General features: G+C 65.8%; 11 protein-coding genes. 3 read left to right on the top strand and 8 right to left on the bottom strand.

The genetic code is table 11. The features are described from left to right. Positions 1 to 3: 3 nt before the first annotated feature. The gene (locus tag Q8Z05_RS03910) at positions 4 to 1305 is read right to left on the bottom strand and encodes an NAD(P)/FAD-dependent oxidoreductase (RefSeq protein WP_305942188.1); all 1302 of its coding nucleotides are present in this window, start codon (positions 1303 to 1305) and stop codon (positions 4 to 6) included. A 168-nt stretch (positions 1306 to 1473) separates the two neighbouring features. Between Q8Z05_RS03910 and Q8Z05_RS03905 the strand changes: the two genes are divergently transcribed. Then, entirely contained in the window at positions 1474 to 2427 is a 954-nt protein-coding gene (locus Q8Z05_RS03905) for a hypothetical protein (protein WP_305942187.1), read from the top strand. 112 nt (positions 2428 to 2539) lie between these two features. Here Q8Z05_RS03905 and Q8Z05_RS03900 read toward each other — a convergent pair whose 3' ends face one another. From Q8Z05_RS03900 to Q8Z05_RS03885, 4 genes are all read right to left on the bottom strand, one after another. Further along, positions 2540 to 4747, bottom strand: coding sequence for an alpha-galactosidase (locus Q8Z05_RS03900; protein ID WP_305942186.1), 2208 nt, complete (start codon positions 4745 to 4747; stop codon positions 2540 to 2542). A gap of 175 nt (positions 4748 to 4922) precedes the next feature. Continuing rightward, positions 4923 to 6263 carry an ABC transporter substrate-binding protein gene (locus tag Q8Z05_RS03895; protein ID WP_305942185.1) on the bottom strand — a complete coding sequence of 447 codons (1341 nt, stop codon included), beginning with the start codon at positions 6261 to 6263 and terminating at the stop codon, positions 4923 to 4925. A 46-nt stretch (positions 6264 to 6309) separates the two neighbouring features. Beyond that, entirely contained in the window at positions 6310 to 7242 is a 933-nt protein-coding gene (locus tag Q8Z05_RS03890) for a carbohydrate ABC transporter permease (protein ID WP_305942184.1), read from the bottom strand. A gap of 12 nt (positions 7243 to 7254) precedes the next feature. Next, complete coding sequence (locus tag Q8Z05_RS03885; RefSeq protein WP_305942183.1) at positions 7255 to 8211, bottom strand: carbohydrate ABC transporter permease; 957 nt, start codon at positions 8209 to 8211, stop codon at positions 7255 to 7257. A gap of 216 nt (positions 8212 to 8427) precedes the next feature. On the opposite strand from Q8Z05_RS03885, the gene Q8Z05_RS03880 reads away from it, so the two are divergent. Both Q8Z05_RS03880 and Q8Z05_RS03875 read left to right on the top strand, forming a co-directional pair. After that, entirely contained in the window at positions 8428 to 9630 is a 1203-nt protein-coding gene (locus tag Q8Z05_RS03880) for a Gfo/Idh/MocA family protein (RefSeq protein ID WP_305942182.1), read from the top strand. A gap of 5 nt (positions 9631 to 9635) precedes the next feature. After that, complete coding sequence (locus Q8Z05_RS03875; RefSeq protein ID WP_305942181.1) at positions 9636 to 10664, top strand: LacI family DNA-binding transcriptional regulator; 1029 nt, start codon at positions 9636 to 9638, stop codon at positions 10662 to 10664. 18 nt (positions 10665 to 10682) lie between these two features. Here Q8Z05_RS03875 and Q8Z05_RS03870 read toward each other — a convergent pair whose 3' ends face one another. The 3 genes from Q8Z05_RS03870 to Q8Z05_RS03860 are packed head-to-tail and all read right to left on the bottom strand — an operon-like array spanning position 10683 to position 13430. Next, positions 10683 to 11474, bottom strand: coding sequence for a DeoR/GlpR family DNA-binding transcription regulator (locus tag Q8Z05_RS03870; protein ID WP_305942180.1), 792 nt, complete (start codon positions 11472 to 11474; stop codon positions 10683 to 10685). Between the two features lie 58 nt (positions 11475 to 11532). Then, entirely contained in the window at positions 11533 to 12447 is a 915-nt protein-coding gene (locus Q8Z05_RS03865) for a carbohydrate ABC transporter permease (RefSeq protein WP_305942179.1), read from the bottom strand. After that, positions 12444 to 13430, bottom strand: a complete 987-nt coding sequence (locus Q8Z05_RS03860; RefSeq protein WP_305942178.1) for a carbohydrate ABC transporter permease — start codon at positions 13428 to 13430, stop codon at positions 12444 to 12446. The genes Q8Z05_RS03865 and Q8Z05_RS03860 overlap by 4 nt, the downstream gene beginning before the upstream one ends. Positions 13431 to 13441 lie beyond the last annotated feature (11 nt).

The raw sequence follows: 13441 nt of genomic DNA, 5'->3' as shown, positions 1-13441 counted from the left end.
CGGCTACCCGAAGTCCGGGCGCAGGACGGCCTGTGCTGCGCGGTGGCCGCTTTCGAGGGCACCCTGGATGGACGCGGTGGAGCGGTGGTCGCCGCAGACAAAGACACCCGGCGAGATTTCCGCCGGCCCTGGAGGCCGGAGCGGTGGCGGCTGGGCGGGCAGGGCGTCCGGAACTTCGTGCCTGGCCACCAGTTCCCAACCGGACGCATCCGCCCCGAAGATTTCGGCTGCGTGCCGGCGGACCTCATCATCGCCGGGCACAGGCCGCCCAGGTCCGAGCAGTGCCGACGCCTGCACGAGGTGCCGCCCGGCGGGGACGTAAGCCGGGGCTGCATTGGAAACGACGGCGGTATTGACCAAGGGGCCGCCGGGCCGCTTCCGGGCATCAACGCAGAGCAGATTGAGCCGGGATGGAGGCTCACGCGCCGCGAACCAGTGCGTCAGCACGCCCTTCATGGCGGGGACGCCGCTTCCCGTTGCGCCGCCCCCGTGGTTTCCGAATGCCAGGGTTTCGGCGCTGGCCGGGTCCGTGGCCACCACCACCTGTTCGGCCCGGAGCTCGGCGCCGGAGGCGCGGACCAGCATGGAGCCAGCCTCCCGCGCAACGGACTCCACCCGGGTCCCGGTGCGGACCGGCGCTGCGAGGGACGCCGCCAGCTGCCGCGGCAGCGCCTGCATGCCCAGGCGCGGCAGTCCGGGCACCCCCAGCGCGAAGGTGCGCAGCAGGAGCCGCGCGAAGTCATTGGAGGTACTGCCGTCGTCTTCCAAAAGCACCCCGGCGAAGAACTGTTCCACCACCCGGCGGAGTTCGCCCGCCAGCCGCGCGTCGTCCAGCGCCTGCCGCAGCGTGACGTCGCGCCCAGGCCGCCGGCCGGGGCGACGCGCGTCATCGTCACGCCCCCAGGACCGGACGACGGCGGGAGCCGCCCAGCGCAGGAGGGCCGCTACATCGTGCGGCGTCGCGATGCCGCTGCCCACGGTCCCGGCAATCAGCCGCGGTTCGCGCAGGGGGTGGGCAAGAACGGCGAACCCGTCGTCACGCCGGACCCCGAGCCCGGAGCCGAAGTGCTGCAGCTCAAGTGCACCGACGTCCACCCAGCGGCGGACAGCCGGGTAGGCGGGATTCAGCACCTGGAATCCGCGGTCCACCAGGAAACCGTCCACCTGCTCCGTCCGGATCCGGCCCCCGATGTCGTCGGCTGCCTCCCACACCTGCACATCACGTCCGGCGGCCTGCAGCTCGCGGGCGCACTGGAGCCCCGCGAGCCCGGCACCGACCACCAGAACCTCACACGAATCGGTCATGGTTCATCTTGGCACGCCCGCCAGGAGCGTTGCCGGGAGGCGGGCGCGTGCGGCCGGTCCGTGCCTCTGGCCACCCTTCGCGGCGGTGCCTAGACTTGAAGGACCATCGTGCGGAGCTCCCGTACCGGTCAGCTCGCGCGAAAAGCCCGATCTGGAAAGAGCGTCATCATGCGCTGCAAAAATGTGGATTCAGGAACAGCAATTCGCCGTGCCGCCGTGGGACTAATTGCCCTCGCAGCACTCATCATTCCGGCACCCGTAGCGTCCGCCGGGCCGCCGTCTACGAAGGGCGATGACAAGGTCATTGAGCTTCCCGGCGCTTCGTCCGCCGAAGGCATTGCCGAGGGCGAGGGCACCACCTTTTTCGCCGGGGACCTGTTCAAGGGGGACATCTTCCGCGGAGATACCCGCCGCGGAACTGCCAGGCTTTTTATTGATGTTCCGGACGGCCGGATGGCGGTGGGCATGAAAGTGGACGTGGAGAACGGCCTGCTCTTCGTTGCCGGCGGCACCAGCGGCAAGGCCTACGTCTATGACACCGACTCCCGGAAGACTGTGGCCACCTACCAGCTGACCCCTGATCCGGCGTTCATCAACGACGTCGCGGTGACTCCCCGCGGGGCATGGTTCACCAACTCCATGAAGGGCGAGCTGTACTTCGTCCCGGTCGACCGCCGTGGCAAGCCGGGTGACGAGGTCCGGACGCTCACGCTGACCGGTCCGGCTGCAGAGACTCCCGCCGACTTCAACCTGAACGGCATTGCGGCCGTCCGGGGCAACCGGACACTGATTGTGGCCCACACCGCGAACGAGGCACTGTATACGGTGGATCCGGGCTCCGGCATCAGTTCGGAGATCACTGGCATCAAGTTGCCCAACGTGGACGGGATTGTGGTGAGGGGGAACACCCTCTGGGCCGTGCAGAACATGATCAACCAGGTGAGCCGAGTCCGGCTGGACTCCCGGCTGGATTCCTTCGAAGTCAAGGACGTCATCACCAGCCCGGACTTCCAGGTCCCGACGACGGCGGCCCTGTTCGGCGACACGCTCGCCGTAGTCAATGCGAAGTTCGGCGTCCAGGGGGCCAGCAAGTACGAAGTGGTCCTTGTCGACGCCCGCTAAGCGGACTTTGGACGCCCGCAAAGCGTCCGAAAAAGCAAGGTGGCCTGCCGGCCGGGTTTGTGCCCGGCCGGCAGGCCATCTTCGGCGGCTGTGAACCTGCACGGCGGTGTAGTTATGAGGCGGTGAAGCGCAGCAGCAGCGCGTGTTCCGGGTTGAGGACGGGCATCGGCAGGCCCACCTCGGCCAGGAACCGGCCGCTGGCTTCTGCACCGGCGGCCAGCCAGGCGGGTGGTTGCGCCTGGATGAAGTTGTGCGCGTAGTCCGCGTCGCCGGGCGTCGGGAAGATCGCTTCAACGCGGTAGCTGCGGTCCTGGTCCAGGCCGGGGATGGTGATGCGTCCCGGACGCTCCGCGAACGAGGTCCTGGTGCTGACCAGCGCGAACAGTGCTGCCGTGTCTCCGGTCGCCGGGGTGCCCTGGGAAACGACGCCGTGCAGCATCAGCGAATCGTCGGCCACGTCCGCGCGGACCATCCGGCCGGAGTGGATCAGGCCGCGGTGCTCCTTGTAGAGGCCGATGAACCGCTTGAGTTCCTCCCGTTCGGCGCCGTGGACCTGGCGGACGTCCCATTCCAGGCCGAAGTGCCCGAAGAATGCCGTGATGGCGCGGAACGAAATGTCGTGCGTGCGGGCCGTGGTGTGGGAGGTGGTGGGACCGATGTGTCCTCCGACCAGCTCCGGCGGCACCACCAGCCCGGTCCAGCGCTGGATGGTCTGGCGTTCCAGGGCGTCGTTGCAGTCCGAAGCCCAGATCCGGTCGGTCGTTTCCAGGATCCCGAGGTCCACGCGGGCGCCGCCGGACGAACAGCTCTCAATTTCCAGGCCCGGGTGGGCCTGCTTGAGCTCGGCAAAGAGGCGGTAGGCGGCCAGCGTCTGCTCGTGCACGGAGGAGCGCCCGGCGTGGCCGTGTTCGGTCAAGTCCCGGTTCTGGTCCCACTTCAGGTAGCTGATGTTGTTCTCGCGGAGCAGGGCGTCGATGCGGTTGAAGACGTACTGCCAGGCCTCGGGATTGACCAGGTCGATAACGTGCTGGTGGCGCCAGGTCAGCGGCAGGCGGCCGCCGTCCTTGTGGGAGCGTGCGGCGGGGCCGACGATCCAGTCCGGGTGGGCGCGTGCCACGTCGGAATCCAGGTTGATCATTTCCGGCTCAACCCAGAGGCCGAACTCCATGCCGCGGGAGGTGACGGCGTCGATCAGCGGGGTGAGGCCGTCCGGCCACAGGCCTTCGTCGACGTACCAGTCGCCCAGGCCGGCCTGGTCGTGCCGGCGGCCGCGGAACCAGCCGTCGTCGAGCACGAAGCGTTCCACGCCCAGGTCCGCCGCGGAATCCGCGAGTTCGATCAGGGTGCCGAGATCGTGGTTGAAGTAGACGGCCTCCCAGACGTTCAGCACTACCGGGCGGGCCTTGCCGGTGCCCGCATTAGCTGACGCCGCGGGCAGCACATGGTGCGGACGGTTCCTGAACCAGCTGTAGAAGGATTCGCTGATGCCGTCCAGGCCGCGGTCCGAGTACGCCGCGAAGAGGGCGGGAGTGGTGTAGCTGCCGTTCGGCTGGAGGACCACTTCGGCGGGGCCCAGCAGTTCGGAGCCGCCCATCACGGTGCGCCCGTCCCCAATGGTGTCCGCGAACTGCTCGTGGTTGCCGCTCCAGGCGAGGTGGGTGGCCCAGACCTTGCCGTGGCGGTTGCCGAAGCCTGCCGTGCCGGCGGCCAGCAGCAGCGAGGAATCGTGGCCCGTGCGGCCGTGCCGCCCGGTGCGCACCCAGGTGCCCTGCTGGATGGCGCGGCGCTGCGGGTGGCGTTCGCGGCACCAGCGTCCGGTCAGGTCAAGGAGTTCGACGGCGTCAGGAGCCACCGGCAGGACGGTGGCCAGTTCGTCGAGCTGAAAGGGTGAGGTCCCGGTGTTGGTGACGGTATGGCGCATTTCCAGCAGGCCGCCGTCGTGCAGTTCCAGCGTGGATTCGACGGTGATGCCGGCGTCCGCATCGGACTGGACGATCACAGCTGAATTCCCGACGGCGGAGGTTCCTCCCGTTTTGACCTCTGCGACGCGGAGGCGGACGGAGAAGTCGTAGCCGGGGACGCCGTCGGCGATCCGGTGGCCACGGAGGGCCGGCCGTCCGCGCCAGCTCGAGGATGCCTGCGGCAGGAGCCCCGCGGGGACGGTGGCGTCGGCGGCGGAGGGCGGGATGGGTTCGCCGAGGATGGCCAGATCGGGCAGTGTTGCGCCCAGGTCGGCACCCCAGTGAATGACCTCGGCCTCCCCGCTGTCGAAGCTGATCACCAGGCTGGTGCCGGCGGAGCGGAGGTGCAGGGGGTTCATAAGGGGTTCACTTTCGTTGTGGCGGGCGTCCGGTGACGCTGCCGGCGGGGCTCGTATGGTGGGTTCTGAATGTGTGTGGGAAAGGTGTGTCCCGGGTGCCGCCGTTTCGCGAGGAGGAAACGGCGGCACCCGGGGCTGTGACTGCGACCACTTACGCAGCCACGTCAGGGTGGGCCTACTTGAAGAGGGCGTTCACCTGGTTGTTGGCTTCGGTCAAGGAGCTGGCGGGCTTCTTGCCGGATAGCACGGCGTCCATTGCAGGCTTCATGATGCCATCCACTTTGGCCGCTTTGTCCGCGATGGGGAAGAGGAAGGTGGTGCCTTCCTTTACGTGCGTTGTGAAGGCCGAGACATCGGTGCCCTTGGCTTTGAATGCCTCGGCTGCCTTCTCGGAGGAGCTGGTGATGGCAGGGAAGACTACGGCCTTTGAGGCCACAACGTCCTGGCAATCAGTGGAGGCGAGGTATTCAACCCACTTGACGGATGCGGCCGGGTTTTTGGTGCCTGCCCAGACGGAGTCGGCCAGGCCGTTGAACATGCTGGCGCGCTTGCCGTCAGGACCCTTGGGGGTAGGGGCGAACGCGGTTTTCACGCCCTTGTAGGTCTGGTACTGGCCGATCAGCCAGTCGCCGGTAGTGTTGATGGCCGCTTTGCCTGCGCCGAAGTTGTCAGCCATGCTGGCGCCGACGGTAGTTTCGAGCTTGGGCATGTAGCCCTTCTCGATGAGTCCGGCCCACCAGGCGATGGTCTCCTGGAACTTGGGGTCGTCGTAGTTGAACTTGGTGCCCCAGGGGTTCTTGTCCGTGTGGGTCCAACCCGTGGTGGCGCTCAGGAAGCTCCACTCGGTCTGGCCCTGGCCGGAGCCGCTGCCCGCCAGGCCCAGCCCGTAGGTGGCCACGTTGTTCTTGTCGAAGCCTGCCTCGTCGCCGCGGACGCCGTTCTTATCCACAGTCAGGTGGGCGATGGCCTTCTCGTAGCTGCCGCCGTCCTTCGGGTTCCACTCGAGGTTGGCCATCTGCTCGGCGCTGATGCCTGCGGAGTCGGTCAGGGCCGTGTTGTAGAACAGGCCTACGGTGTCCCAGTCCTTGGGCAGGCCGTAACGCTTGCCGTCCTGGCCGACCCAGAGCTCGGGAAGGCCCTTGGTGTAGCTGTCCAGCTTGATGCCGTCCTTGGCCACGGCTTCATCGAGGGAGAGCAGCTGCTTCTTGGCGGCGTACTCCGGGTACTTCGAGAGGTGGTTTGTGAAAACATCCGGGGCGGTGCCGGCGACAAAGCCGTTGGTGAGGGTGGTCCAGTAGTCGTCCCAGCCGCGCTGGGTGATCTTGACCTTGATGTCCGGGTTCGCCTTGGTGAAGTCGTCAGCGCACTGCTGGTACGCGGGAAGCTGGTTGGCGTCCCAGAGCCAGTAGTTGATCTCGCCCTTGGCCTCGGTGGAGGCGGGACTTCCGCCGCCACAGGCGGAGAGGGAGAGCGCGATGGCTGCGGCGACAGCTGCGGCGCCGATGGTTTTCTTCATGATGGACCTTTCGAGGGTGTTTCAGGGGAGGGGTGAAGTGAAGGGGTTACTTGATGCCGGAGAAGCCGATGGAGTTGACCACCTTCTTGCCGAAGGCAATGAACAGCAGGAGTACCGGGATGGCGGCCACCAGGGTTGCGGCCATGAGTCCGGTCCAGTCGGGGGCGCCCTGGGGGGACTGGGACTTGAAGACGCCCAGCCCCACAGTGAGGACGCGGACGCTTTCGTCCTGGCCCACCAGCAGGGGCCAGAAGTATTCGTTCCACTGGCCGATGAACGTCAGCAGGGCCAGGGTGGCCAGCGGCGCGGCGGCGTTGGGCAGGACGATCTGGAAGAAGATGCGGAGGTGCTTGGCGCCGTCGAGCATGGCGGCTTCCTCGACTTCCCGGGACATGCTCAGGAAGAACTGCCGCAGGAAGAAGATTGCGAACGGTGTCATGAACAGGAACGGCAGCGTCATGCCGGCGAACGTGTTGAGCAGTCCCAGGTTCTTGATCATGAGGAAGTTGGGCAGTGCGGTGAAGATCGGCGGGACCATCATCGTGGCAAGGAAGAGGCTGAATACCACGTTCCGTCCGGGCCAGCGGAGCCGGGAGAAGGCGTAGGCGGCCATCGCGCTGAAGAAGACCTGCCCCGCGGTGGTGACGGTGGCGAAGATAACCGAGTTCCGCAGGTAGAGCCAGAAGTTGATCGCCGCTCCCGAGCCTCCCTCCGCGATGGCCTCTTCGGGGCTCTGCATTCCGAGGACCCGTTTGAAGGCGCCGAGGTTGAAGTCTGCGGGCAGCAGGTTGCTGGCATTGGAGGCCAGTGAGGCGTTGGTGGACAGTGCGGTGCGGAGCATCCAGAGGAAGGGCGCGACGGTGACGGCGACCGCGACGGCGACCAGGGCCCAGGCGCCGACGCGGCGCCAGTTGACCGGCTTCTTATGGACGGCAATGTTATTGATGGACTTCTTGCGGGTGAGTGTGGAGGTGCTCATGGCTGGGGTTCCTTAGTCCAGATCCGATTCGTTGCCCTTGAGGAACTTCATTTGCACGAAGGCCACCAGGGCAAGAATGAGGAAGAGAATGACGGACAGTGCCGATGCGTAGCCGAAGTCCGATTCGCCGAAGGCCTTTTGGTAGATGTACATCTGGATGACGCGGGAGGCGTTGATGGGGCCGCCGGCGGTAGTGACGGCCACGGTGTCGAACACCTGGAATGAACCGATCACTGTGACCACCAGCACCAGCACCAAGACGGGGCGCAGGAGGGGCATGGTGATGCTCCAGAAGGTCCTGGTGGGAGAAGCGCCGTCGAGTGACGCGACCTCGTAGACATGGTTGGGGATCGACTGGAGGCCGGCGAAGAGCAGCAGCGCGGTGTAGCCCATGTGGCGCCAGACGTTCACGGCCGCGATCGTGGGAATGGCCCACTGTTCGCTGCCGAAGAAGGCGATGCGCGGCAACCCCATCCAGCTGATGATCTCGTTGACGATGCCCATCTGGTAGTCCAGCATCCAGAACCATAGGAGCGCGACGATCACATTGGCCACCAGGAAGGGCAGCAGTAGCGCGCCGCGGATAAACGTGGACTTTGCAACCCGGTGCATCAGCAGTGCCAGGCCGAGGGCGATCACGGTCTGGAATCCGATGTTCAGCCCGACGTACTGGACGGTGACTGCCATGGCGTTCCAGAACAGTTCATCGCCGAGCATGGCGCTGTAGTTTTTGATGCCGATCCAGGTGGGCTCACCCAGAATGCTGTACTCGGTGAAGCTGAGGTAGACGCCCCGGATGGTGGGGACCAGATAGAAGAGAACAAAGCCGATCATCGCCGGGAAGATGAAGAACAGGGCGACCTTCATGTCGCCGAGGCGGTTGGTGAGGCTCCTGCGGGCGGGCTTCCCAGCCTTGGGGAGTCCGGCCCGGGCTGCCGGGTCCTGTTGCTGCTTGGTAAGGGTGGTCATCTTCGACCCTTTCCTGACTGTGATGTGGGTAACAACTGAAAATGAATCTACACGAGTAGATAGAGTGTCGCAAGCTTTTTTCCCTGCAAACATTGAAAGGTGCACATCAACTCGTCTATTTCGTTGACTCGAGTAGATTGTGGTGAAAGACTCTCGGTAAGCCCACCAAGGGCCTTTCGCGCCCGGAACTGCGGGCCAGCCAGGGAAAGGTAAACAATGACGTTTTCAATCGGAGTCGTCGGCGTCGGACAGTTCGGCGGCCATTTCGCCCACCTCTTCAAGCTCCACCCGGGAGTCAGCGAGGTTTACGTCGTCGACGAACGGCCGGAACGCGCGGCCGCGGCGCACGAACGCTGGGGGCTTGACGGCACCAAGGCGAGCTTCGAGGAGTTGCTGGCGTCCGACGTCGACGCCGTCGCCATTTTCACGCAGCGCTGGACCCACGGGCCCCTCGTGGAGCAGGCGCTGCGCGCTGGCAAGCATGTCTATTCGGCTGTTCCGATGGCCGTTTCGGAGGAAGAGATCGAGCGCATCATCGACGCCGTGAAGGAAACCGGGCTTGTCTACGCCATGGGGGAGACCAGCTACTACAACCCGGCGACGGTCTATGCCCGCAACCAGCACGCCGCCGGCAAGTTCGGCCGGATCTTCTACAGCGAAGGCGACTACGTCCACGACATGGACCTCGGATTCTATGACGCCTACCAGTACAGCGGCGGAGACGCATGGAAGTCGACGGCGAGCTACCCTCCGATGCTGTACCCGACGCATGCCATCGGCGGTGTCCTGGGTGCGCTGCCATCCCATGCGGTCAGTGTCAGTTGCATCGGCGTCAAGGACGACCGCGAGGACGGCGTCTTCGACAAGGAAGTCAGCATGTTCGGCAACGACTTCTCCAACGCCACCGCGCTCTTTGAGCTGAACGACGGCGGCGCCATGCGCACCAACGAGATGCGCCGCGTCGGATACCCATCCCACATCCGTGAGTCGCGGTTCCGCTTCTTCGGCACCGAGGCCAGCTTCGAGCAGCTCGCGAAGGTCACGGTGTGGCAGGACAAGGAGAACGTCCACGACATCTCCGAGCAGGTGGAGACCAAGCCCAGCATCCCGCTCGATGACCCCTCGCTCGCCGACGTCGCCCCGGAACTGCGTGATGCGTTCATCTCCGGTCTCGCCCCCGTGCACGACCGCGGACGCCTGCCCGAGGAATTCCGCGGTGCCCCGAACGGCCACGAGGGAAGCCACCAGTTCCTGGTGGACGATTTCGTGACCGCAGTCAACGAAGGAACGCTCCCTCCGGTCAATGCCTGGGCAGCGGCGCGGTTCACGCTTCCCGGGATCGTGGCCCATGCCTCGGCCCAGCAGAACGGCGCGCGCCTCCCCATCCGCGATTTTGGCGACGCTCCGCAGGGTGGATAGCTAGCATGTACTCCATGACCACTTCCGCAACTCTCCCGCCCCGAGGCCCGGTAACCCGCAAGGATGTTGCCCGCTATGCAGGCGTGAGTACGGCGGTGGTCAGCTACGTGGTTAATGGCGGGCCCAAACGGGTTGCGCCTGCCACTGAGGCGAAGGTCCAGGACGCGATCCGCGTCCTGGGCTACCGCCCCAACGCCGCGGCACGGGCGCTCAAACTGGGGTCCAGTGAGACCATCGGCCTGATCATTCCGGACAACAGCAACCCGTTCTTCTCCCTGCTGGCGCACGCTGTGGAGGACGCCGCCGGCGAACTCGGCTACGCGTTGTTCCTGACCAACTCCGACGGCGATCTCGCCAAGGAACGCCGGCACCTTCGCAACCTGGCCGCCCGCCAGGTCGACGGGGTGGTGCTTGCGAGCGTCCTCTCCGAACCCGACCTGGCGGACCTGGAATCGGCGGAGATTTCATCGGTCCTGCTGAGCCACAGCGAGAGGCCCGCCGGCGTCACCAGCGTCGGCGTGGACCTCGCCGCCGGCGCCCGCACCGCCGTCGAACACCTCATCGGCCACGGCCACACCAACATCGGACTCGCCATGGGTACCACCACGGCCAACGAGGCCGATGACCGCGAACAGGGCTGGCTGCAGGCGCTCAAGGCCGCCGGCCTGCCCGAGGGCCCGATCGCGCGCAGCGCGTTCACCCGGGACGGCGGGTACGCGGCAGGAAAACGTCTGTTGGCATCGGGGCACCGGCCCACCGCCATCTTCGCGAGTTCGGACATGCAGGCGGTGGGCATCCTCCGTGCCCTGCATGAAGCGGGACTCACCGTACCGGGGGACATTGCCCTGGCCGCGTTCGACGGCTCGGTGGAGGCGGAATATTCGTGGCCCCCGCTGACCACCGTGGAACAGCCGGTCCGCGCGATGGCGGACGCCGCAGTGCGCGCGCTGGTCGGTGCGGGCCGCGGCGAGCCGCCCCGCCACCACGTCTTCCCCACGCGGCTGCTGGTCAGGCAGTCCTGCGGCTGCCCGTAGAGCTTCCCGTTAACACCGCTAGTCCGCGTCGACGATCCGCAACCGGCTGACGCTTTCCTGCAGGATCCGCCGCGCCTCCGGGCTGAGGCCGGCATCGCTGATGACCTCGTCCGCCTCCTCGAACTCCGCGATGGTGCTCATGCCCTGGGTTCCCCATTTGGTGTGGTCGGCCACCACCACCACCTTGCGCGAGGCCGCCACGAACGCGCGGTCGGTCTCGGCCTCCAGCAGGTTGGGAGTGGTGAAGCCGGCATCGGGATCCATGCCGTGCACGCCCAGGAACAGCAGGTCCAGGTGCAGCTGCTTCAGCGCCGCCGTCGCAATCGGTCCAACCAGCGCGTCCGACGGCGTGCGTTCGCCGCCGATCAGGATCACCGTGGACCCGTACCGTCCGGCACCGGAGGAGGAGCCGTGATGGAACACGTCGGCTATGCGGATGGAGTTGGTCACCACGGTGATGCGCGGTCCGTTCACCAGTTCCTTGGCCAGTGCCCACGTGGTGGTTCCGGCGCCCAGCCCCACTGCCATCCCCTCATGGACCAGGGATGCCGCTTCCAGGGCAATGGCCCGTTTCTCCGCCGTGAGCTGCGTGGATTTCTGTTCGAAGCCGGGCTCGTGGGTGCTGGCGTCGCCGGGCAGCTTGGCACCGCCGTGGATCCGCTCCACCCGGCCGCCCTCCTCGAGCAGCTCGATGTCCCGCCGGACGGTCATGAGCGACACACCCAGCTGCTGGGCCAGGTCCGAGACGCGGACCACCCTCTCGCGCTGGACGGCGTCCACGATTGCCTGATGGCGTGCTGCGGGGAGCATGGAATTCCTTTCGGGCTGTGGCCGGGGGAGTGCTGCCCCCGTCAGGTTCCATCATGGTCTACCCCTTGGAAGAACCAAGAGTCAGCCCCGCAACAAACTGCCGCTGCAGGAGCAGGTAGATCACCAGAGTAGGGATGACCGTGATCACGGCACCGGCAGCCAGCAGGTTGTAATTGTTCAGGAACTGGCCCTGGAGGTTGTTGATGGCCGTGGTGATCGGGAGCCGGTTGCCGCTCTGGATGAACAGGAGCGGCCAGAAGTAGTCGTTGTAGATGAAGATGACCTGCAGGGTGCCGAGCGCAGCAAACGCCGGACGGCACAGCGGCAGGATGATCTCCCGGTACTGCCGCCAGATTCCGGCACCGTCCACCAGGGCGGCCTCGGTCAGGTCGGCGGAGAGTGCCTTCATGTAATTGGAGAGTACGAATGTGCAGAACCCCATTTGGAAAGCGGTATTGACGGCGATGACGATGATGTACGTGTTCAGCATGTTGCCGGAATCACTGAAGGAGTAGGGCACCTCGAAGTGCTTGGCCATCTCGAACAACGGTGCGGCCAGGACCTGCGGCGGCAGCAGGTTGCCGGCGGTGAACATGATGAGCAGGGTCATGTTGAACTTCCAGCTCACCCGGCTCACGGCGAACGCCATCAGGGACGCCAGGAACAGGGTCACGAGCACGGCCGGAACCGTAATGATGACCGAGTTCCAGAAATAGGTGGCGAATCCGCCCTGCGTCCAGGCCTGGATGAAGTTATCGAAACTGAATGCGCCGGCAAAGCTGAAATAGCCGTGCTCGTTGGTGGACGCCACCGGCCGGAGGGCCGTGAAGACCGACCAGCCCAGGGGGATCAGCCACATGACGGCCATCGCCGTCAGGAAGATGTGGGTCCCGTAGTGGCGCTTCGGCCGGCTGCCGGATCTAGCGGCGGGGGTGGCATCTTTTCTGCCGGCGCGGGCTGCGGTGGTGCTCATGCTTTGTTCTCCTTGCCGAAGGTGCGGCTGAGGTAGAAGACGATGGGGACGAGGGAAATGACCAGCAGAACCACTGCCAGGGCCGAGCCGACGCCGATCACCTGGCCTTCGCCTACGAGGTTCTGGATCACCAGGGCGCTGAGCATTTCCAGGCCGTTTGTGCCGCGGTTGATCACGTACACCACGTCGAAGGCCCGCAGCGACTCGATGATGGTGATGACCACGATGACGATGTTGATGGGGCGCATGGCCGGAAAGACCACGCGGAAGAAGGTCTGGACCCCGTTGGCGCCGTCGATCGCGGCCGCCTCCTTGAGACTGGGGTCCACCCCTTTGAGCCCGGCCAGGTACAGGAGCATGACGTAGCCCGCGTGCCGCCAGGTGGCTGCGATCATGGCGGCCCAGATGTTGACCGATGAATCGCCGAACCAGTCCACGGCCTGCGGCGTCCCCGCGGTGCCCAAGAGGAAGTTCAGCAGCCCGTTATCGCGCTGGTAGAAGAGCTGCCAGATGATGCCGATGAGAGCCAGGGAAAGCATCACGGGGGCGAAGAAGATGCTCTGGTAGATCTTGCTGCCGCGGATGTTCTGGTCCAGCAGCACCGCCAGCAGCAGGCCCAGCGGCGTTGCGATGAGTGCCAGGAACAGGAGCCACAGCATGTTGTGCTGCACCGCCGGCCAGAACGGCGGGTAATCCTGGGTGATGTACTGGTAGTTGTCCAGGCCGGCGGGGCGGATGTCACCCAGGTCCAGGCCGTTCCACCGGGTGAAGCTCAGGCCCACCGACATCAGCATGGGCAGCCACACCAGGGTCAGTTCGATCAGGGTGGGGATGCCTACCATCAGGGACAAAACAAGCTTGTCCCGCCCGGACAGGCGGCGGACCCGCCCGCCCTTGGCCTTGGTGGTTCTCCCCCGCTTCGACGAAGCCCCCTCGGGCTCCCGGGATTCCGGCGGAATCAGTTCTCGTGCAGTGCTGCTCATGGAAGTCTTCC

Origin of the sequence: Arthrobacter oryzae (assembly GCF_030718995.1) — a bacterium.
GTDB classification, from domain to species: domain Bacteria; phylum Actinomycetota; class Actinomycetes; order Actinomycetales; family Micrococcaceae; genus Arthrobacter; species Arthrobacter oryzae_C.
The sequence above is the reverse complement of the archived record's forward strand: the minus strand, read 5'-3'. Positions and strand labels throughout refer to the sequence as shown.